The organism is Corynebacterium singulare (assembly GCF_000833575.1).
Lineage (GTDB): Bacteria > Actinomycetota > Actinomycetes > Mycobacteriales > Mycobacteriaceae > Corynebacterium > Corynebacterium singulare.
Genome location: NZ_CP010827.1, coordinates 2,771,355 through 2,790,763 on the forward strand (window position 1 = coordinate 2,771,355; position 19,409 = coordinate 2,790,763).

The following is a 19,409-nucleotide window of genomic DNA, read 5'->3' on the forward strand; positions in this document are numbered from 1 at the left end:
CCTCCTTATTTTCTCTGCTCCTAGGCCTTCTTCACCACAGCTGGCTTGAGCTTCATCGCACCGAAACCATCAATCTTGCAGTCGATGTTGTGGTCTTCCTGGCCGGTGCCCGCATCAAGGTTGAGGCGAATGCCGCGCACCTTGGTGCCGGCCTTGAGAGGCTTCGGGGCGCCCTTGACCTTGAGGGTGGTGGTGATGGTGACGGTGTCGCCGTCGGCAAGCGCATTGCCCACCGAGTCCACGATGACGGGGGCAGCCCCCTCCGCCGCTGAGTCACTGGCAGCGTCGGCGGAGAACTCATGCGCGCACTCGGGACACACGATGAGAGGCGGCATTTCGTAGGTGTATTCAGAGGAACATTCGGGGCAGGGCGGCAGCGTTGGGGATGAAGTATCAGACATAAGGCACAGTCTAGCCTGGTGAGAGCAGAATGATGATATTGATCTCATCCTTTTGATTGATACGGGGGAGGGGTATAGGCTTAAACCACACCCAATCAGATTCATTCGAAAGAACTATGAAACGCTTTATCTCTCTCGCTGCCGCCTGTGCCGCAGCCGTTACCTTGTCCGCCTGCTCCACCGAGAGCCCTGTCCCCACCGAGGCCTCCAAGAGCGAGGCTGCCACCACTGAAGTCCAGCAGGTCTCCGCTGAGGAGATCCAGGCCGAGTTCGACCTTGAGGGACTGGATGGCCAGGAAATCGTGGACAAGCTGGATCGCCAGTCCAAGGACGAGCGCAATAGCGATCTCATCGCATCCGTGCGCCCGAACGAGCTCATCCTCGCTACTGAACAGGGCGAGGCCTCCCTGCCGCTGCCGGAGGACAAGTTCTACCTCTCTGTTGCGCCGTACCTCTCCCGTACGCACGACTGCTTCAATCACTCCCTGACCACCTGCACCGGTGAGCTCAGCCAGGAAGACATCCACATCACCATCACGGATGACGAAGGAAACGAGCTAGTCAACGAAGACACCACGACGTTCGACAACGGCTTCATTGGCTACTGGCTGCCGGCTGACAAGAAGGGCACCATCACCATCGAGCAGGACGGCAAGACCGGCGAGGTTCCCCTGGACACCTCCGACGAGGGCGGTACCTGCGTGACCACGCTGCAGATGGCATAAGCTGCCGTCACCCCACACAACGGTGAGCCCCAGCAGGGGGCTCGCCGTTTTTGCGTACCCACAGCGCGCCGTGCGCTTGCCGACGCCGCCCCAAAGTGTGATATCCAGCACCCTAGTCTTAAATTTCCCTTACGCTAACCTGCCAGCCGTCTGTCAGTCACCCGGGGTCAGAACGGTGCTCAATGGATTCGGGCCGAACGGACAGGAAACTGCCATACTCCACCTTGCTTGAGGGAGAGAGGCGTTGGCCACAGTCCATCTCTTTTCTCTGCACGCTCTTTTCACTTAAGAAAGCTCACTACATGCGTATTTCCTCTCGCGCGCTGCGTACCTGCGCCGCTGTCACCATCGCCTCCGTCGCCACCGCTGGTGTCGTCGCCCCCGCTCAGGCAGCAACCGCTGGCCCGAAGAACGTCATCTACATGATCGGTGACGGCATGGGCTACAACCACATCGCCTCCACCAACCTCTACGAGTCCGGCCAGTCCAAGTACCTGGTTGAGGGCAAGTTCGACGGCGAGGTCAAGGAGATCGACGGTGAGTCCGTTCAGGCTTTCGAGGACTTCAACCGCGTGTCCATGACCACTTTCCCGGACGGCGGCTCCTATGACCCGGCCAAGGCTTGGACCGACCACGATTACGTGAAGCAGGACAAGATCACCGACTCTGCTGCCGCCGGTACCGCTATGGCCACCGGTCAGAAGGTGGACAACGGCGTCCTGGGCAAGTCCTCCTACGGCCACTCCCTGAAGAACATTTCCGAGCAGGCTATTTCCCACGGCAAGTCCGCTGGTGTTGTCAGCTCCGTTCCGTTCAGCCACGCCACCCCGGCTGCTTTCGCTGCGCACAACAAGAACCGCAACAACTACAAAGAGATTGCTGCTGAGATGGTCGGCTCCGACCTCTCCGTCATCATGGGCGCTGGCCACCCGGAGTTCGATGACAACGCTCAGAAGGCAGGGGAGCCGAACTACAAGTACATCTCCGAGGAGTCCTTCAAGTCCCTGCGTGATGGCTCCGCTGGTTGGGAGTTCGCCGAGAACACCGCTGACTTCGAGAAGTGGGCTGAAGGCAACGTTGAGGCCGACAAGAAGTACTTCGGTCTCGCACCGGTAGCCTCTACCCTGCAGCAGGGCCGTGATGGTAACCCGGAGGCTGCTGAGCCGGGCACTGACCCGAAGAATGACGTTGTTGACCTCCCGACCATGACCAAGGGCGCTCTTAACGTTCTGGGCCAGAACGACAAGGGCTTCTCCGTCATGATTGAGGGCGGCGCCATTGACTGGTCCGGTCACGCCAACCAGACTGGCCGCGACATCGAGGAGACCCAGGACTTCAACAAGGCTGTTGACGCTGCTATCGCTTGGGTTGAGGAGAACTCCAGCTGGGACGAGACCCTGCTCATCGTCACCGCTGACCACGAGACCGGCTACCTCTCCGGTCAGGAAGAGACCGAGTCCTGGAACCCGCAGACCGGCGAGAAGGGCAAGGCTCCGCAGCACCAGTGGTACTCCGGCGAGCACACCAACCAGGTTGTTCCGTTCTTCTTCAAGGGCGCTGGCTCTGAGGACATCCTGGCCAAGGCTACCGGTGAGGATCCGGTCCGCGGCAAGTACATCGACAACACCGACGTTGCCAACCTGATCATCCAGGACTGGTGGTTCGCTAACGACTCCAAGCCGGAGGATCAGGACAACGCTGGTAAGACCCCTGAGGACGATGCCAACAAGGATGACTCCAAGGACGAGGGCAAGGACAACTCCAAGGACGATTCCAACAAGGGCAACGCTGGCAAGAAGGACACCAGCTCCGCCACTGGCGCAGGCTTCCTGGGCGCAGGCGTTGCTGCCGCTATCCTCGGCGCAATCGCTGCCTTCCTGCAGTCCATCGGCGTTGTGAAGGTTGACTTCTCCGCTCTGCAGCGTCTGCTTCCCTAAGTTGCGCCCAGCAATCCCAATCTAAAAAGCATCTCTACCAAGGCCCGCCGGCGTTCAGACAGATGAACGCCAGCGGGCCTTGTACTTTGCCGCGAACCTATCCCGACATGCTGTCCCTCGCAGTCAGCTCCACCAGAGCCCCACAGGAAAACTACTGTATCGAGAACTCCATCAAGCAGTCATACAGGAAGTCCATCAAGCTCGTAGCGTCATCGGTTCGAAACAGCTCATCGAGGGCAAGGTTGAATTCCAACCTTCTCGCATTCGGAATATTAAGTGCCGCGTAGCCATTGCTCATCAATAGCCCAGAGGCGACCAGCCGCGCGGTTCGTTTGTTGCCGTCGAAATAGAACTGACTACGAGTCGCTGAGCAGAAGTACGCGAGCGCCCTCTCAATCGGATTACCCAAGCCTGCAAGGGAATCCACCAGGTCACCGTGCGCTTCACGGAGTTCGTCATCCGGATCAAACGGGACAAAGCCACCATCCATAAGCCTCACACCCCCGCCATCACCACGTACGCTTCCTTCACCACGGAAGAGGCCTGCATCTAGTGCTTCATTCCTGGCAACAGCACTATGTATTTTGTCACTCGTTGTTTTACTCACCGCGAATGAACCTTCTTTGACGAGTTCATGCAGCAGGTTAAATGCCTGAGACAAATCCAAAATCTGTTGCTGTTCCGCAAGCGCCTTGCCACCCACAGTGACGCCATCCAGCAAGGTACGGACTTCAGGGAGAGTGAATGTGTTGCCCTCCAGAGCAGCTGCATTCCACACAAGGTCGGGCAGCTGCCGGGTAAGCCGAAAGAGTACACGCTCTGTACCTAGCTCAGGTACCTGCGGACGCTCGCGCTTCTCCCAGCTCACACGGCTCGTCGCGATTCTCATTTCGTTTCACTTCCCGCATAGCGTTCTGCGTGCACGTCTATGTCAACTTGGAGTTCGGAAGCGTACTGAACCCCGCCGCTCACGCTCATATTGTCAAGCTCCCTACCCGCGGCCGGACACAGCGTTACACCTCCGGCAATGGGGTCAGCGCTCAAGCGGACTCTCTGTGGAAGTGATGGCAGTATCGCAGCAGGATCTTCGCACCAAATTAGCGTCGAGCCGAGACGTCCTCCGCAACCGGGATACGGCCGCGGGCCATGTGCACGCGCGTACGTCCCCGACAGGGCCCAGCGTTGGCCCAGGGCTTGAGCAGCAGACGCTAGCGTGATGGGGTTCGTAGGCAAGAAGTGGCACGCGCCTGCGCGGCCATAAGGATTGGACGCCCACGCTGCTCGCTCTATCAACTGCAGAGGGGAAGCGTCATCGACTGGGACGTCACCCCACTTTCTGAAGCGATTTATCCATTCAATTACTTCCGGAGAGTCGTCCTCGAGCTCCCCTAGAAGCACGCGAGCCGCCGTCGCAGCACTTGCGTTACTCATGCGCCTCACCGATAGAAAAACTTCATACCCGAGAACACATAAGACTTTATCCAGGGTTTCCAGGCTTGGCTGAGTAGTTCCCTGCAGCCACAAGTTGAGCGTATTTCGTGACACCCCGGTGCGCCGCGAAATATCGCTCAAACTCAGAGCGCTGTGTTTGAGGATTTCCACTGGGTCCATAGCACGAGAATAGCAAGGTGTCCTACCTTCAGGACAGGTGTCCTATCTCTAGGACATCACAGGCATCTACCAGCAACATGGCAACCACACCCCGCAGTGGCCTATGATGAGGTAAATGAGCGCGGAAATTTATTCACTTCCAACTACGCCACTGGTAGACACCGATCTTGTTGAGCAGGGTCCCCGCCTGTCGCTACGCCGAGGCAGCAATATCCTCATGCTGGAGCTGCCCGCCACCAATCCTGAGGCAGAGGTCACCGAGCCCCGCTGGGTTGTTCAATCCCATTTCATCGATCGCCCGCGTACGGTACGTGAATTCGCCACGGAAGAACCGCTGGAAGTCGGCATTCCAGGCCCCTTTACCCGCATTACGGTAACCCTGCGGGACGGCGAGGAGGAGCTCATTGAGCCCACCACCTTCACCGGCATCACGGAGAAGGCGCACTTCATTGTCTATGACCGCACCACCCTCATCGCACCGCAAGGAACGTTGGAGGAGGCCGAACCGCTGGGCATCTGGGCTGGATGGGAAGTAGGCGCGCTGCCGGACCAGGTGACTGTGCCGCAGAGGGAACCGGTGGACGTCGCTAAGCACAGCGATTTCGAGTGGGACTTTAACGTCAGCATCCTTCCCAATGCCCGCGGTCTGGACAACGAGCCCGTTTTTACGCAATCTCCGCGCGTGCGCTTCATGGCGGAGGGGGAGTGGCGCATCGATCTCACCTACGCCCCGCTTGGCGGCGAGCAGGAGGAGATTTCGGAACAGACCTTCGAGGCCGGTATTGCCGAGCCTTTCCCCAGTGACCTCTATGAAGACCCCTGGGTAGGGCGCTACAAGGTGTCACTGTGGCGCGACGCTGAGCTTGTCGACGTCCGCTTTATCTCCCTCGCCGAGGGCCTCCACATGCGCGCCACCAACGAGGGCCCGCGCGGCATGGATTTCCGCATCATCGATGCCCTTGGCGCTCATTCTGCTTTCAGCTACACGCTGGCCTCCCCACCGAAGAAGCCCATCGCGCTGGAGAAGGGCATGCGCACCTTCGAGGACACGGAAGTCTCGCGCCGCGAGGTGGTGGCCAGTGATGCCGGCTATGAGCTCGAGTTCGACGTGTGGCCCGAAGCTCTGTTCAGCCGCGTCAAGCGTATCGGCCTGGAGCCCACCGAGCACTCGGATAAACCAGTCATTCTGGCTGGTCAGCTCGATCAGGATGACATGTTCACCGTCCACTCGCCGCGCCCACTGCCGCTGGCCAAGTTCGTCACCATTGACGGCCGCCAGAAGATTAAGGAGCTGGCCCGTACCTCCAAGACCACGCAGGCTGTCACGAGCCTGGCAGTGCCGAATGCAGCGCTGGCGAACGCGGTGCGCAAGCAGCCTTCCGCCGAGCTCTTCCTCATGTGGTCGACCTTGTCCTACGAGGATTACCTGGATTCGCTGCCAGAGGGGGAGCGCGCCGCGCACGAAGCCCGCAGCCTGGAGCGGCGCATCGTGGAGTATGAAGCATCCGCTTCCACGAGCCTCATTTATGCCGCCCTGGCCACCGTCCGCAAGTCTCCGCTCGTGAGCCGTGGCCTGTTGGGGGAACAGGAAGTAATCATTGAGCAGAACGTCGAACCGCAGGTAGATTTGGTGGGCTGGGCCTGGCCATTGGCTACACCCACGGTAGAACCAACCCAGCTCGAGCCGACAGAAAACGGTTTTGAACTTCCTGCCGAGTTGCTCGAGCAAGGCTCAGTGCTTGTCGATGTCCGCGAGCTCACCCCTTCCTCCAACCTCACCGCCCCCGCTCGTCCGTCCAGCGCCTCCATCGTTGTGACGCCAGAGGGCGCGGAGCCGGCGCGCGCGTCCAAGGACTGGACCCCGGAGGAGCTGTGGGGAGCTTTCCGCGCGCTGCACGTGCTGTCCCAGCGCAGCCCGAACCCGAAGCTGCAGGCGATGTTCGACAGCATCATCGACCGCCTGCGCGCCAACCCGGAAGCTGCCCTGCACGCGTTGGCCCAGACCGGTGTGAGCGTGAACCAGCAGGCCCGTTCCATCGCGCGTACCCGCCTGTTCCACTCGCCGCTGGAATCCGACATCGAGTCCACTGCCGATAATTACCTGGATCTTCTCCTGGACCCTTCTGCCAGCGACAATGCCGAGCTCGCTGCCGTGCGTGAGACCGGCGCTGATGGGCTTACCCGCCCGATGCTCCTAGGCGCTGCCACCGTGCACAGCCCAACCCCGGCTGTTGAGGATCTGATGGGCGAGGCCGCCCGCGTCGCCGCCTTGCGCGAGTGCTTCGCCAACAACGGCGCCCTCGATGCTCTCGGCACCATTGAGCAGCTGCGCAAGGATGCCACTGCCCTCGCCTCCGTTGTGCAAAACGCCGGCGTGGACATGTCCATTAGCCACACCCTCGTGGCACTCGGCGCCTTTGCCAGCGGAAACACCGCCGATGAGCTCAACGCCGCCGCGTGGATGCCCTACATCTCCTATGCCTTCGCCCTGGCCGCTCGTGGTGCCGCCAACGACGTCGTCATGGAAAGCCCCTTGCTCAAGGAGGATATGCCCATGCTTGCCGACGTCCTCCCCCTCGCCCCCCGCCTCTTTTTCTACGACCTCGTCACCGCGGAAGCTCTCTTCCACAATCGCGAGATGTAGTCACGTGAGGTGTGCCACAATGGGTGAGCATGAAGGTGATCTCCACGAACGTCGCTGTCCGCCGCCCGGAGCCGCACGGCCGGCACGAATACACGGGCATCGATAAGCACCCGCGCCCACACCTCGACCTCGACATTCCCGGCCCCAACTACGGCGATGGCTCCGGGGTAGTAGGGGATTCCATCGGGGATCACGCGCACCACGGCGGCGCCGACAAGGCCGTGTATGCCGTCGCCCGTGAGGAGCTTGACTATTGGGAAGGCGAACTCAATCGCGTTCTGCGCAACGGCTACTTCGGCGAGAACCTCACGACTGAGGGCATTTCTTGGCCTAATGTCCTCATCAACCAGCAGCTTCAGATAGGGGAGTGCGGCCTCGAAGTCTCTATCCCGCGCCAGCCCTGCGCCACATTCTCCGGCTGGATGGATGAGCCCGGCTGGCTCAAAACCTTCACAGACCGCAGTGATTGCGGCGCTTACCTGCGCATTATCACTCCTGGACGCATCACCCCGGACGACGATATTTCCCTCATTGGCCGCCCTGACCATGACATCACCATGGGCATGGCCTTCGCCGCCAAGATGGGGGATATGGACCTAGCCCAACGCGTGGTCGACGCCGGCTGCCTCGCCCCCGTCCACCACGACCAGCTGGTCAAGCGCCTCAAATCCCGCGGCTAGCTAGCCATTCATAGGTTGTTGCTTGCGAGCCGCGCGTACCATCCATGCGCACCAATTGTGCTTTCACCAGTGACTTCAATGCATAACGTACTTGCGCTCTAGTGAGGCTTGTGGCTGTTTCGATTCCGCCAATGGTCAGCGGTTGTGCCGCCGTGCGCAGCGCCTCCGCTACGCGCGGGGCGTTAACTCCCAGGCCTTCCAAGTCCACGGGTGCATCCACTCGTCGTTCCGGGATGGTGCGTGGTTCCTCCTTGTGTAGTGGCTCCCAGGTGCGTGCCTCTCCACGCGTGTCCGGCCGCCACATCTTCACCGTAAATTGCACTCCAGAATCTATTAGGTCAGGCTCCGGTAATCCTTGCTCTCGCGCGGCATCCAGCATGAGCTGCACACCGCCGCCTTCGCCTTCAATGACAAAAGTGCCATCGTCTGCTTTGAGATATCGGCACAGTCTGTAGAGGCGCTGGTTAATCTCTTGGCGCGCAAGATCTCTCGACTTGAGCTGCTCAACCGTCAGATCCCTAAGGCCCCCTGGGCTGGAGATGACCATCTTGTCTGGAAGTAGGCGGACATCAATCGATTTACCCGCACCCAACGTATTTGGCCCAAGATCACGATGCACCAATGCATTCGCCACGGCCTCACGAATGGCCGAAAGGGGAAGCTCAGGAACTTCCACCATTGATCCATCGTCTCGATATCGCCGTACGGCGGCTAGACGTTGCCTTACCCACCCCATGACCGAGTTCAACAGCACCGGAATGGGCCCCTCGAAGGTCTCCAACCCCAACACTCGCCCGTGCTTCGAACCATTTGGTAGCCTTTGCGCCACCGTTACTGCTAAAGAAGGAAAATGTCCTTGGGGATAGAAACCCAGCGCATACAAGCCAGCAAGCGTCACCTCTCCAGTCGCGGTCGTCACCGCTAGCGCCCGTAAGACGTCCTCGTCTTGAGCAAGTCCCGATAGTCGCCGATTCTTCCTCCGCGCCTGAACCAAGAAATCTTGCACTACGTCGCTATCTAGATCTGCAAGGCTCGTGCCCTCCACAATCGTCGTGTCATAAGACACTGCCTCTTCAGCATGCAGCTTCGCAACGTCCATCATGCGTAGCTCGGAGGCACTCATACGGTAGTCCCCATCAGCCATTCGTAGATATGCTTCTCCCCTATAGAGAGCTGGTTTATCCGTGACCGGCAATCCCGTCACCTCCGCAATCACAACATGCGTACCGTCTATTGCCACACTGGCGGTATGCACCGTGACTGGGGGAGTGATTGCATGACGAGCTTGCGAGGCCACTGCAGCCTCCATATCCGAAGGATTCTCAATGCCAGTAACAATGAACCCTTCCTTCTCATTGACACCGAGAATGATAAGACCACCACTTGGCATGTTTGCAAACGCACACAGGGTGTGCGGTAGAGAGTCTGGAATACCCCCCTTAGCGGTTTTGACCTCGACTGTTGTTGAATCACCCCCACGCAACTCGAGCTCAGCCAATAGCTCCCGCAGCTGATTCTCGGACCAATTGTTCACCTTGAATACCCGTCCTCAATGATAACAATGACAGTTCAATGCTAACTTTTCCTGCCCTCAATGACAATAGTTCTCACTGATCTTCTTATTGAGATTGTCATTGATGTTCTCATTGAGGCCGTTTTTCTTCTTTGAAAACTCGAATCTTTAAAGGTTATCTAGCGCCCAAACCCCAATGAGTGGTTGGATAAGAGTTATCCAACCACTCATTTACTGTTCGACGAATGGATAACCTCTACATGCCCGACTACGTTACCGAGAACTGGATCCCCGAATCAGGCTCCGGCCTGCCCCGGCGCGATAAGGCTGGAGGCCCTTTTCTGGCCTATGTTCCTGACCATCTTGCACGTAAGGCGTGGACTTTTTCCCCAGAGCTCACCAGCCGAGCAGCACGTATCGAGCGTGAGATTTTGAGGCTCAACCGCCATACGGCGTCAGGCCAGTTGGAATCTGTGGCCCGATTACTCATGCGTTCTGAAGCGATTTCTTCCTCACGCATCGAAGGTATTGCGCCCAACGTAGACAAGGTTGTCCTCGCGGAACTCGCCCAAGAAGAGGAAGTCCGTGGCTTTAAGGAAAGTGCGGAAGAGGTTGCCCGCAACCTCACCGTTCTGCGTTCCATTGAGAAGAGCTTTGCAACCGAACCGACAATCTCCGTCGAGCTTCTAGAAAGGCTTCAAAGAGAATTGATGGGGGAGAATGGCTCCATTCCCACCGGACTTCGCACTATTCAAAACTGGATCGGAGGAAGCAACCACACACCCATTGGTGCCGAGTTCATCCCAGCGCCCCCACGTCTAGTCCATGACCTCGTGGACGACTTATGTCTTTACCTCGATGGCGCTTCGCATGGGGCTCTCATCCAGGCCGCAATTGCTCACGCTCAGTTCGAAACGATTCACCCATTTGCAGACGGCAACGGGCGCGTTGGCCGTGCTCTCATTCATGGGATTCTTCTGCGTCGTGGGCTTACTGAGTACACCATTCTGCCGGTAAGTCTCGTCCTCGGTACGTGGTCCACAAGGTACGTTCAAGGATTAACGGCCTACCGCAAGGACAACGTCGACGAATGGCTCTCCATTTTTCTGGATGCTGCCGAAGAAGCCGTGAAGCAAGCTCGCCTCATCGCTGACGATCTCGCGAGAATCCAGTTGGAGTGGTTTGCTGCCGTCGAAGACACCCGCCGGAAGGATGGGATGCAGCGCGCTCTTCGCGCAGACTCTTTAGAAGCCACACTGCTGAGAAGCCTTCCTGCGTATCCCATCGTCACGGTCAGGTCCATCCAGCGTCTCTATGGAATCACCCCTGGAAATGCACGAAAGGCCTTAGACCGGCTAAGCGGTGCCGGAATTCTACGCACCAAGGTGATTGCCAAGAACGGCGGCCTTGGATACTACGCAGACGACATCCTCAGCCTGCTCGACCTCGCAGACCGCCAGCTCGCCAGCAGTCGGTTCGATACGAGGCTCTCACCGCCTACCGGGCGCGCAGTTCCACAGGCACAGTCTTAAAGCCCACGGATACGCTCAGCGTCAGCCACGAGGTTCTGCGTAAGCTTCTCCGCTTCAAGGCCAGTCAAGTCACAGCTGTCGAAGCGGGCCAGCCAGTCAGCACGAGTGGCGGGGGAGTCGAACCAGTTTGCGCGCTCAGCCTCAATATCCTCGATGCCGCTTAAAGTACGGCCGTCACGGGTGCGGATCTCGAGGTCGTCGACAAGCGGTGCAATAGCCTGAAGCCCTGGCACGATGGCCTTAAAGCCCGACGTATGGGAAACCTCGTTAGTCCAGCGCGGGTAGCGGCTCACGCGCTGGGCCTCCAGGTAGCGCTGGACGACACCGAGCCTGGAGACCTCCTGCGCCACCGCCAGCCCCACAACCTTCACGCGGAAACCCGCGGAGCGAAACTTGGCTATCTCACCCGCGATGAATTCCGGGTTGGACAGCGTGTTCTCAATGATGAGGGAATGCCCGTGCTGCCGGCCATACTCAATCAGCGAAGACATCCAATAGGGGACTGGGCCATTAGTGAGCACGTCCATGCGCAGGGGATCGCGACCCATGATTTCGTCAAGGGCTGGATGCAATTTGCGTATCTCATCGGAGTCAAGGACCGTGTGGCCATTTTTCACGGATTCAATGGCTGTTGATTTGCCTGACGCTGGCTGCCCCGCCACATAAATGACTTCTGGAACAGACGGACTGTGAGCATTCGATCGGCCAAAGTAGCTGGCTTGCAGAGTATTAAGCCGTTGCTCCATAACTTGTGGATCAACGGGGAAATCAGCGGCGGACAGCATAGGTTATGCCGCTTTGTGCTCGGTGGAGAGAGCTTCGAGCCGTTGTGCAAAGAGAGCCGCAGCGGCACGGATGGCTTCGATGTCGGTTGAATCAACCCCACTGACCATGTCTTCTACGAGCCAGTTCTGACGAATCCACCACTGGGATTCAACATCGTTGCCTGCTTCAGCAGCCCTAGTGAGGTATGCAGCTTTCAGCGAGGACGCAACCTCCTTCATGGCGTCGAAGGCTGCGTACTCGATCTCCGGGACTTTGGCGGTGCTCATGGCGCTAAGAATAGCAGCGCCGGGCCGGTTTTAGCCGTTGATGATCTGCGGGTAAGCCAGGCCCTTGAGGCCCTCGGTACCGAACTCCACGCCGTAGCCGGAGGACTTGATACCGCCGAACGGCACGCGCGGGTCGACGGCACCGTGACCGTTAATCCAGGTGGTTCCTGCCTCTAGGCGCGCGGCGACGTCCAGAGCACGCTCGCGGTTGGAGGACCACACGGAGGAGCCCAGGCCCACATCCAGCTTGTTGGCCTGTTCGATGGCCCAGTCCAGGTCCGTGTACTTCACAATAGGAAGTGCCGGGCCAAACTGCTCCTCGACAACCAGCGGGTTGTCCGGATCAATATCGGCCACCAAGGTGGTGGGGTAGAAGTAGCCCGGCGCGTCATAGTCCGGGTCGCCGCCCAGCAGAACGCGTGCGCCGGACTCCTTGGCAGCGTTGACGAGCTTGTCGACGATGTCGAATTGCTGCTTGTTCTGCAGCGGGCCGAGGACATTCTCTTCTTCCAAGCCCACGCCCATCGGGGAGGCCTTGGCCACCTCGACGAGGGCTTCGCAGACGGCGTCGTACAGCGATTCCGGCACGTAGACGCGCTTCATCGCAGCACAGGTCTGGCCAGTGTTGATGAACGCGCCCCAGAAGAGATCGCCGGCGATCTCCTTGGGGTCGGCATCATCGAGCACAATGCCGGCATCGTTGCCACCGAGCTCCAACGTGAGACGGGTGAGGTTCTCGGCGCTGGCCTCCACAATCCTTTTGCCGGTGGCAGTGGAACCGGTGAACATAATCTTGTCGATATCCGCGTGTGCCGTCACCGCAGCGCCGACCTCACCATCACCGGTCACGACCTGCAGGACGCCGTCCGGCAGCACGGTGTTGATGACCTCAATGAGCCCCAGCACAGAAAGTGGGGTGTACTCAGAAGGCTTAACGACGACCGCGTTACCCATACGCAGCGCCGGTGCAATCTGCCAGATGGTGATCATCATCGGCCAATTCCACGGACCAATAGCACCAACAACACCGAGCGGACGGTAATTCACTGTGGCAGTGATGTCATCATCAACGGCCGTGTAGTTCGGGTGCTCGAAGGACGTGGTCGCATTGAGCCACCCCGAGCATGCGCCCACCTCAAAGCGGGCGTTCGGGCCGTTCAGCGGCTTGCCTTGTTCACGGGAGAGCAGCTCCACGAGTGCCTCTGCATTGGCGTCGATGGCGGCGGCAGCCTTGGTGAGCAGCTCGCACCGCTCTTCGTCGGAAAGCTTGGCAAACTCCTTTTGTGCCTTAACCGCAGTCTCCACCGCCGTATTGAGGTCCTCCACGGTACCTTCCGGGGCATGGCCAACAACCTCCCCGGTTGCCGGGTTGAGAATCTCGCGGCCATTGTCATCTGTGATGGCAGCCAGCAGGTCGGAATAGTTAGCGAACTGGGTCATGAGGTTCTCCTAGACAATCTAGTGCAGTCGTTTTAAACATGTTACCCATGACACAGTCACTGTGGTTCTAGTCAGTGCGGTTCCAACGACAAAGCCGGCGGTCACCACCTCATCAGGATGGTGTCCGCCGGCTTAGCAGGAGGACTTAGGCATTCGCGTACGGGTCACGCATAGCGATGTACTGCAGCGAGGTGTATTCAGCAATACCCTCGGCACCGCCCTCGCGGCCCATGCCGGACTGCTTGACGCCGCCGAACGGGGCAGCGGCGTTAGAGATAACTCCGGCGTTGAAGCCCATCAAGCCAAACTCCAGACCGTCGCCGACGCGCCACATACGGTCGGAGTCCTCGGTGAAGACGTAGGAGGCCAGTCCATACTCCGTGTCGTTTGCGATGGCGATGGCTTCCTTTTCGTCGGAGAAGGTCAGGATCGGAGCGATCGGGCCGAAGATTTCCTCCTGAGCCACGCGCGCATCGCGGGAGACGTTTGTCAGAACAGTAGGGGAGTAGAAGTAGCCCTTGCCCTCACCCGGCTTGCCGCCGACGAGAACCTTAGCGCCTTTCTCCACGGCGTCATCGACCAGAGCCGTGACGTTGTCGAGCGCCTTCTGCTCGACCAGCGGACCACAGGTCACGCCCTCATCGAGGCCGTTACCCACCTTGAGCTCACCAATACGCTTGGCAAACTTCTCCGCGAACTCTTCGGCCACAGACTCGTGGACAATGAAGCGGTTGGCAGCAGTGCAGGCTTCACCGATGTTGCGCATTTTGGCGCCCATGGCACCTTCGACAGCCTGGTCCAGGTCGGCGTCGTCAAAGACGATGAAGGGAGCGTTGCCGCCCAGCTCCATGGACGTGCGCAGCACATTGTCGGCAGCGGCCTTGAGCAAGGTCTTGCCCACCGGGGTAGAGCCAGTGAAGGAGATCTTGCGGAGGCGAGAATCGGCCATAATCGGCTCGGAGATAGCGGACGCGGACTTACCGGACACTACATTGACCACGCCTGCCGGGACTCCGGCATCGATCATCGTCTGTGCAAAATACTGCGTGGTCAGCGGCGTCAGCTTGGCAGGCTTTACTACCATGGTGCAACCAGCGGCGATGGCCGGCGCAATCTTGCGGGTCGCCATGGCCAGCGGGAAGTTCCAGGGGGTGATGAGAAGGCACGGGCCCACCGGCTTGCGGCGAGTAATCATGCGCAGGGTGCCCTCCGGCGCCGGCAGGGTGCTGCCGTAGTCGCGGACGGCTTCCTCACTGAACCAGCGAAGGTACTCAGAGCCATAGGTAACTTCACCATAAGACTCAGCCAATGGCTTACCCATCTCCAAGGTCATGAGAGTGGCAAACTCGTCCTTACGTTCCTGGACCAGTTCAAAAGCGCGGCGCAGCAGCTCAGACCGCTCGCGAGCAGAGGTGCGTGCCCACTCTTCCTGGACTGCACACGCAGCATCCATAGCCTTCTTCGCGTCCTCAGACGTTGCAGAAGCGAGTGTCGCGATGATCTCTCCGGTAGCTGGATTCTCCACATCAAAGGTGGACCCATCCGAGGCATCCACCCACTCGCCATTGATAAGCAGGCCGGTCGGAACCTTGGCCAGCAACTCGTCAACATTGACCTTCTTGTTTTCGCTCATGAGTCTTTTCTACTCTCCTCGAGTGAATTTGTCTGCCAGTTGAGTGACTACTCCCCAGGCAGTACAAATCGACCATTTAACCTGCACGGACAGTGGAATTTTCTACATTCGCACTACACCCCAAAGGGCTACCCCCGCGGGGATAATTCGGAAAATTCGCTAGTTCACCGTGTGCGTTTCTACACTACGTTTCACGTGAAACTTTATCGGCCTACCAGCACGGTTCGCTTTAGACTAACCACATGACCAGCCCACGTACCGCCTTCATCCTGGAATCCTGTGCCATCGTCACCGGCGACGCCGCCGGTACTGTCCTTGAGAACCACTCCATAGGCGTCGACAAGCGCGGCACCATTGTTTATGTCGGGCCAGCCGACGCGGCCCCTCATCTCCCGGGTGCGCGCCCCATCAACCTCGACGGCAAGTTCGTCCTGCCCGGACTCATCAACGCACATGCCCACCTGTTCTCCGACGGCAAGCCGCTTCACCCGGCGCTAACCTCCGAGCGCGGCGGGGCCATTGCCGCCACAGTCTTCAGCACTCTTCCCGGTCGCGCGCTCATGCGCAAGCGCACCAAGGCGAACATTCTCACCCAGCTCAACTCCGGTGTCACCGGGCTACGCAGTCTGGGGGATCCCGGTTACGAGGTCGTGGAAGCCCGCGAAGCCATTGAGGCAGGGGAGTACGTTGGTCCCCGAATCCTGGCTTCCGGCCCACTCCTCGCAGCCACCGGCGGGCACGGTGTACCGCAGATTGCGCTGGTCAATGATTCCCCATGGGAAGGGCGCCGCAATGTTCGCCAGAACCTTCGCAATGGGGCCACGTGCATCAAGATTGCGGCAACGGGCGGCGTAACAGACGCGCGCTCCCTCGGGGAGGCGGGTCGTCCGCAGCTCACCGAAGAGGAAATGGCAGCCATATGCGATGAAGCCCACGAGGCTGGGGTCATCGTCGCCGCTCATGCGCAAGGCGAAGTAGGAGTGACGGCAGCGCTGAAGGCAGGAGTCGACACCATCGAGCATGGCTGCCCGCTCACCCCAGAGATGGTGGAGCTCTTCAAGAACAACCCGCGCTCCCTACGCGGATACTCCGCGCTCGTGCCCACCCTTATCCCGCACTTCCGCTGGCGAGGCTAGACACGGAAGTGACCAAGGTCAATGACGTGGTGAAGCAGAACGGCATCGCCATCTTTGAGGGCATGCTCGATGGTCTCCGCACGGCCTTGGCTGAGGGCGTGGTCATCGGTACGGGAACCGACTCTGCCTGCACGTACGTGACGCACTACAGCTTGTGGCGCGAGTTGGACTATCTCGTGCGCTTTGGAGGCATGACCCCCGCTCAGGCGCTCCACGCAGCAACACAGACCAACGCCGAAATCCTCGGCTGGGGAGAAATCACGGGAAGGGTAGAGGAAGGTTTCGCAGCCGACCTCGTCGTCGTGGACGCCAACCCTCTCGAGTCCTTCCGCAACCTCAGCGCTCCCCATATGGTCATCACGCGCGGCCACCTCATCGAAGAACCGGCCTTCGAGACGCTCGACGAACTCGATGCCGTCCTTGACGGGATTTGATCCGTCTGTGTTTCACGTGAAACACAGACTCACTGAAGGAGCGTCCTATCGGAGGATGCGCCCTTAATCTTAGCGAACTCCGCCATGAGATCCTCCACCGTCAGCTGAGCTTTCTGCTCTGCATCTGCGGAGAAGATGATCTGGCCTTCATGCATCATGATGAGGCGATTGCCCACCTGAAGCGCTTGGGCCATGTTGTGCGTGACCATGAGTGTGGTCAGCTTGCCCTGCTCCACAATCCGCTTCGTCAGGTTCGTCACAAGCTCGGCGCGCTGCGGGTCAAGCGCTGCGGTGTGCTCATCAAGCAGCATGACATCCGGGTGAGTGAACCCCGCCATAAGGAGCGACAGCGCTTGGCGCTGACCGCCGGAGAGCAGGCCTACTTTGGTGCCGAGGCGCTTTTCCAAGCCGAGCTCTAGGGATTCCAGCTCGTCGATAAAGACCTTTCGGCGCGCCGAATTAAGCCCCAGCCCCAGCCCGCGACTTTTTCCGCGAAGGTACGCCAGCGATAAGTTCTCCTCAATGGTGAGGTTCGGTGCAGTACCAGCCATCGGGTCCTGGAACACGCGCCCCACTTTGCGAGCACGTTTGTGCTCCGACTGTGTAGTGACGTCTTTCCCGTGAATCCGAATCCTTCCTGAATCCGGGATGAGCCGGCCCGAAATGGAATTCAGCAAGGTGGATTTTCCCGCACCGTTAGAACCGATGACGGTGATGAAGTCACCGGGGGAGAGGTGAAGGGAGACGTCGCGAAGCGCCCGGCGCTCATTGGCAGTGCCCGGGAAGAAGGTCTTCGAAATCGAATCAATGCTGAGCATGGCCTAGGCCCTCCTTCGAGTGCGAACCCGCGTCAAGCGCGGTGCCACAAGCGCGACGATGACGAGCAGCGCGGTGATGAGCTTCATGTCGTTCGGGTTAAGCCCCACCTGGAGCGCCACGAAAATGATGAGACGGTAGACCACGGAGCCGAGCGCCACCGCAACAACCGCCAGCCAAAGGCGGGACTGGGGGAGCACCGCCTGCCCCAGGATCACCGAGGCGAGCCCGACCAAAATGAGACCGATGCCCATGGAGATGTCCGCGAAACCTTGGTACTGAGCGATGAGCGCGCCGCACAGGCCGACGAGGCCATTCGACAGCGCGAGGGTCAGAATCTTCGTGAAATCCGTGGAGACGCCGAAGGAGGTAATCATCTGCTCATTATCGCCCGTCGCACGCAGCGAGAGGCCCAGGTCTGTGGACAGAAACCACACGATAAGCAGACACAGTGCGAGCGCCCCCGCAGCGAGCAGACCGACTCCAGCCCACGTGCCCATCATCGAATCCAGGGGGGTGAACACCGAGTCCTGCGACAGTAGCGGGACGTTGGCACTTCCCATGATCCGTAGGTTGATTGACCACAGGCCAATCATGGTGAGGATTCCCGCAAGCAGTCCGTCGATACGGCCCTTCGTGTGAAGTAAACCAGTGACGCAACCGGCGATGAAGCCGGTGCAGAAGCCAGCAAGCGAGGCCACAAAGGGATTCACACCAGTAGTAATAAGAATGCTGGCAGTCGCGGCGCCTGTGGTGAAGGAGCCATCAACGGTCAGGTCGGGAAAGTCAAGGACGCGGAACGTCAGGTAGACGCCCACGGCCATGACGGCGTAGAGAAGCCCGAGCTCAAGCGCACCAATCACAGCGTCTCAGCCTTGTCCAGAATCTCCTGTGGCACCTCGATACCCTGCGCCTTTACAGCATCCTCATTGATGACGTAGGTGTAATCGGACGCGGTCTCCACGGCGGTCTCGGCCGGGTCGGCACCGTCTTGAAGGATGCGCAGCGCCATCTCGCCGGTTTGACGGCCCAACTCCGTGTAGTCGATACCGATTGTCGCGGCAGCACCGCCTTCGACCGCACCGGAGTCCGCAGCGATGACTGGGATGGTCTTGTCATTCGCCACCTTGATCAGCGAGGAGATACCGGAGACCACCATGTTGTCCGTCGGGACATAAATTGCATCAACGTCGCCCAGCGCCTCCACCGCCTGCGGAATCTCGGTCACAGAGGTGACGGTCTGAGACTGTACGCCCATCCCCTGTGATTTAGCGGCTTCCGTAAGCTGGTCTACCTGGACCTTGGAGTTCACTTCGGCGGAGGAGTAGACCACACCGACGGTTTTCGCGTCGGGGACCAACTGGCTAATGAGCTTGACTTGTTCTTCGATGGGGGCCGCGTCGGACGTACCGGTGACGTTTGCGCCTGGCTTGTCCACGGATTCGACAAGCTCCGCTTCAACAGGGTCCGTGACCGCGGTGAAGAGAAGGGGTTTGTCCTTGATGGACTTGCTCATGGCCTGGCCTGCCGGAGTGGCGATTGCCAGGTAGAGGTCATGGTTCGCGTTTGCCATCTGCTGCGAGATGGACACCGCGGTACCCTGCTCACCGTTGGCATTCTGGATATCCCAGTCCACGTCCACGCCGGCGTCCTCGAACGCGGCCTGGAAACCCTCGGCCGCAGCATCCAGGGACGGGTGCTGGACCAGCTGGTTGATGCCGATGGAGTAGGAGTTCCCACCTCCCGAATCGCCGCCGGCGCTTTCCGACGATGACGAGCAGCCCACCAGGGCAGCCGCCCCCAGGGCCAAGGAGGAGAGAACAGTGGCGGTCTTCTTGAACATGGCAATCCTTAA

The 19,409-nt window shown here is 59.5% G+C and carries 18 protein-coding genes; 7 read left to right on the forward strand and 11 right to left on the reverse strand.

What is annotated here, in order from left to right:
* Positions 1-20: 20 nt before the first annotated feature.
* On the reverse strand, positions 21-401 hold the full coding sequence (locus tag CSING_RS12665; protein ID WP_042532861.1) for a zinc ribbon domain-containing protein YjdM: 381 nt from the start codon (positions 399-401) through the stop codon (positions 21-23).
* 116 nt (positions 402-517) lie between these two features.
* On the opposite strand from CSING_RS12665, the gene CSING_RS12670 reads away from it, so the two are divergent.
* Positions 518-1,126 carry a CueP family metal-binding protein gene (locus tag CSING_RS12670; protein ID WP_042532865.1) on the forward strand — a complete coding sequence of 203 codons (609 nt, stop codon included), beginning with the start codon at positions 518-520 and terminating at the stop codon, positions 1,124-1,126.
* A 302-nt stretch (positions 1,127-1,428) separates the two neighbouring features.
* On the forward strand, positions 1,429-3,063 hold the full coding sequence (locus CSING_RS12675; RefSeq protein WP_042532868.1) for an alkaline phosphatase: 1,635 nt from the start codon (positions 1,429-1,431) through the stop codon (positions 3,061-3,063).
* Positions 3,064-3,214: 151 nt separating this feature from the next.
* Here the strand turns inward: CSING_RS12675 and CSING_RS12680 are convergent, their stop codons facing one another.
* Both CSING_RS12680 and CSING_RS14220 read right to left on the reverse strand, forming a co-directional pair.
* The gene (locus CSING_RS12680) at positions 3,215-3,952 is read right to left on the reverse strand and encodes a Fic family protein (RefSeq protein WP_042532870.1); all 738 of its coding nucleotides are present in this window, start codon (positions 3,950-3,952) and stop codon (positions 3,215-3,217) included.
* Positions 3,949-4,674 carry a helix-turn-helix domain-containing protein gene (locus CSING_RS14220; protein WP_042532872.1) on the reverse strand — a complete coding sequence of 242 codons (726 nt, stop codon included), beginning with the start codon at positions 4,672-4,674 and terminating at the stop codon, positions 3,949-3,951. The genes CSING_RS12680 and CSING_RS14220 overlap by 4 nt, the downstream gene beginning before the upstream one ends.
* Before the next feature lie 115 nt (positions 4,675-4,789).
* Between CSING_RS14220 and CSING_RS12690 the strand changes: the two genes are divergently transcribed.
* The gene (locus CSING_RS12690; RefSeq protein ID WP_042532874.1) at positions 4,790-7,318 is read left to right on the forward strand and encodes a hypothetical protein; all 2,529 of its coding nucleotides are present in this window, start codon (positions 4,790-4,792) and stop codon (positions 7,316-7,318) included.
* 29 nt (positions 7,319-7,347) lie between these two features.
* The gene (locus CSING_RS12695; protein WP_042532876.1) at positions 7,348-7,998 is read left to right on the forward strand and encodes an MOSC domain-containing protein; all 651 of its coding nucleotides are present in this window, start codon (positions 7,348-7,350) and stop codon (positions 7,996-7,998) included.
* On the opposite strand, the gene CSING_RS12700 is transcribed toward CSING_RS12695, so the two are convergent.
* Positions 7,982-9,532, reverse strand: a complete 1,551-nt coding sequence (locus CSING_RS12700) for an ATP-binding protein (RefSeq protein WP_042532878.1) — start codon at positions 9,530-9,532, stop codon at positions 7,982-7,984. The two genes, CSING_RS12695 and CSING_RS12700, sit on opposite strands and share 17 nt — an antisense overlap.
* A 239-nt stretch (positions 9,533-9,771) precedes the next feature.
* Between CSING_RS12700 and CSING_RS12705 the strand changes: the two genes are divergently transcribed.
* Positions 9,772-11,043 carry a Fic family protein gene (locus tag CSING_RS12705; protein ID WP_042533499.1) on the forward strand — a complete coding sequence of 424 codons (1,272 nt, stop codon included), beginning with the start codon at positions 9,772-9,774 and terminating at the stop codon, positions 11,041-11,043.
* On the opposite strand, the gene CSING_RS12710 is transcribed toward CSING_RS12705, so the two are convergent.
* From CSING_RS12710 to CSING_RS12725, 4 genes are all read right to left on the reverse strand, one after another.
* Positions 11,040-11,828, reverse strand: coding sequence for a zeta toxin family protein (locus CSING_RS12710; protein ID WP_042532881.1), 789 nt, complete (start codon positions 11,826-11,828; stop codon positions 11,040-11,042). The two genes, CSING_RS12705 and CSING_RS12710, sit on opposite strands and share 4 nt — an antisense overlap.
* A 3-nt stretch (positions 11,829-11,831) precedes the next feature.
* A complete protein-coding gene (locus tag CSING_RS12715; RefSeq protein ID WP_042532883.1) occupies positions 11,832-12,095 on the reverse strand; it encodes a hypothetical protein in 264 nt (87 codons plus the stop codon).
* A gap of 30 nt (positions 12,096-12,125) precedes the next feature.
* Positions 12,126-13,535: an aldehyde dehydrogenase family protein gene (locus CSING_RS12720; protein WP_042532885.1), complete on the reverse strand. Its 1,410-nt coding sequence runs from the start codon at positions 13,533-13,535 to the stop codon at positions 12,126-12,128.
* Positions 13,536-13,680: 145 nt separating this feature from the next.
* Positions 13,681-15,168 carry an NAD-dependent succinate-semialdehyde dehydrogenase gene (locus tag CSING_RS12725; protein WP_042532887.1) on the reverse strand — a complete coding sequence of 496 codons (1,488 nt, stop codon included), beginning with the start codon at positions 15,166-15,168 and terminating at the stop codon, positions 13,681-13,683.
* A gap of 242 nt (positions 15,169-15,410) precedes the next feature.
* Between CSING_RS12725 and CSING_RS12730 the strand changes: the two genes are divergently transcribed.
* Both CSING_RS12730 and CSING_RS14150 read left to right on the forward strand, forming a co-directional pair.
* On the forward strand, positions 15,411-16,304 hold the full coding sequence (locus CSING_RS12730) for an amidohydrolase family protein (protein ID WP_265340014.1): 894 nt from the start codon (positions 15,411-15,413) through the stop codon (positions 16,302-16,304).
* Between the two features lie 8 nt (positions 16,305-16,312).
* Entirely contained in the window at positions 16,313-16,738 is a 426-nt protein-coding gene (locus tag CSING_RS14150) for an amidohydrolase family protein (RefSeq protein WP_265340015.1), read from the forward strand.
* Between the two features lie 29 nt (positions 16,739-16,767).
* Here CSING_RS14150 and CSING_RS12735 read toward each other — a convergent pair whose 3' ends face one another.
* Genes CSING_RS12735 through CSING_RS12745 form a run of 3 tightly spaced genes read right to left on the reverse strand, consistent with a single transcriptional unit; the run spans position 16,768 to position 19,397 of the window.
* Entirely contained in the window at positions 16,768-17,556 is a 789-nt protein-coding gene (locus CSING_RS12735; protein ID WP_042532889.1) for an ABC transporter ATP-binding protein, read from the reverse strand.
* 3 nt (positions 17,557-17,559) lie between these two features.
* Positions 17,560-18,417, reverse strand: coding sequence for an ABC transporter permease (locus tag CSING_RS12740; RefSeq protein ID WP_042532891.1), 858 nt, complete (start codon positions 18,415-18,417; stop codon positions 17,560-17,562).
* Positions 18,414-19,397 (reverse strand): ABC transporter substrate-binding protein, encoded by a 984-nt coding sequence (locus tag CSING_RS12745; RefSeq protein ID WP_042532893.1) that lies wholly within the window; start codon positions 19,395-19,397, stop codon positions 18,414-18,416. The genes CSING_RS12740 and CSING_RS12745 overlap by 4 nt, the downstream gene beginning before the upstream one ends.
* Between the last annotated feature and the right edge of the window lie 12 nt (positions 19,398-19,409).

Coding starts and splice junctions, on each gene's coding strand:
- CSING_RS12665 (WP_042532861.1), bottom strand. CDS start 401: ATGTCTGATACTTCATCCCCAACGCTGCCGCCCTGCCCCGAATGTTCC.
- CSING_RS12670 (WP_042532865.1), top strand. CDS start 518: ATGAAACGCTTTATCTCTCTCGCTGCCGCCTGTGCCGCAGCCGTTACC.
- CSING_RS12675 (WP_042532868.1), top strand. CDS start 1,429: ATGCGTATTTCCTCTCGCGCGCTGCGTACCTGCGCCGCTGTCACCATC.
- CSING_RS12680 (WP_042532870.1), bottom strand. CDS start 3,952: ATGAGAATCGCGACGAGCCGTGTGAGCTGGGAGAAGCGCGAGCGTCCG.
- CSING_RS14220 (WP_042532872.1), bottom strand. CDS start 4,674: ATGGACCCAGTGGAAATCCTCAAACACAGCGCTCTGAGTTTGAGCGAT.
- CSING_RS12690 (WP_042532874.1), top strand. CDS start 4,790: ATGAGCGCGGAAATTTATTCACTTCCAACTACGCCACTGGTAGACACC.
- CSING_RS12695 (WP_042532876.1), top strand. CDS start 7,348: ATGAAGGTGATCTCCACGAACGTCGCTGTCCGCCGCCCGGAGCCGCAC.
- CSING_RS12705 (WP_042533499.1), top strand. CDS start 9,772: ATGCCCGACTACGTTACCGAGAACTGGATCCCCGAATCAGGCTCCGGC.
- CSING_RS12710 (WP_042532881.1), bottom strand. CDS start 11,828: ATGCTGTCCGCCGCTGATTTCCCCGTTGATCCACAAGTTATGGAGCAA.
- CSING_RS12715 (WP_042532883.1), bottom strand. CDS start 12,095: ATGAGCACCGCCAAAGTCCCGGAGATCGAGTACGCAGCCTTCGACGCC.
- CSING_RS12720 (WP_042532885.1), bottom strand. CDS start 13,535: ATGACCCAGTTCGCTAACTATTCCGACCTGCTGGCTGCCATCACAGAT.
- CSING_RS12725 (WP_042532887.1), bottom strand. CDS start 15,168: ATGAGCGAAAACAAGAAGGTCAATGTTGACGAGTTGCTGGCCAAGGTT.
- CSING_RS12730 (WP_265340014.1), top strand. CDS start 15,411: ATGACCAGCCCACGTACCGCCTTCATCCTGGAATCCTGTGCCATCGTC.
- CSING_RS12735 (WP_042532889.1), bottom strand. CDS start 17,556: ATGCTCAGCATTGATTCGATTTCGAAGACCTTCTTCCCGGGCACTGCC.
- CSING_RS12745 (WP_042532893.1), bottom strand. CDS start 19,397: ATGTTCAAGAAGACCGCCACTGTTCTCTCCTCCTTGGCCCTGGGGGCG.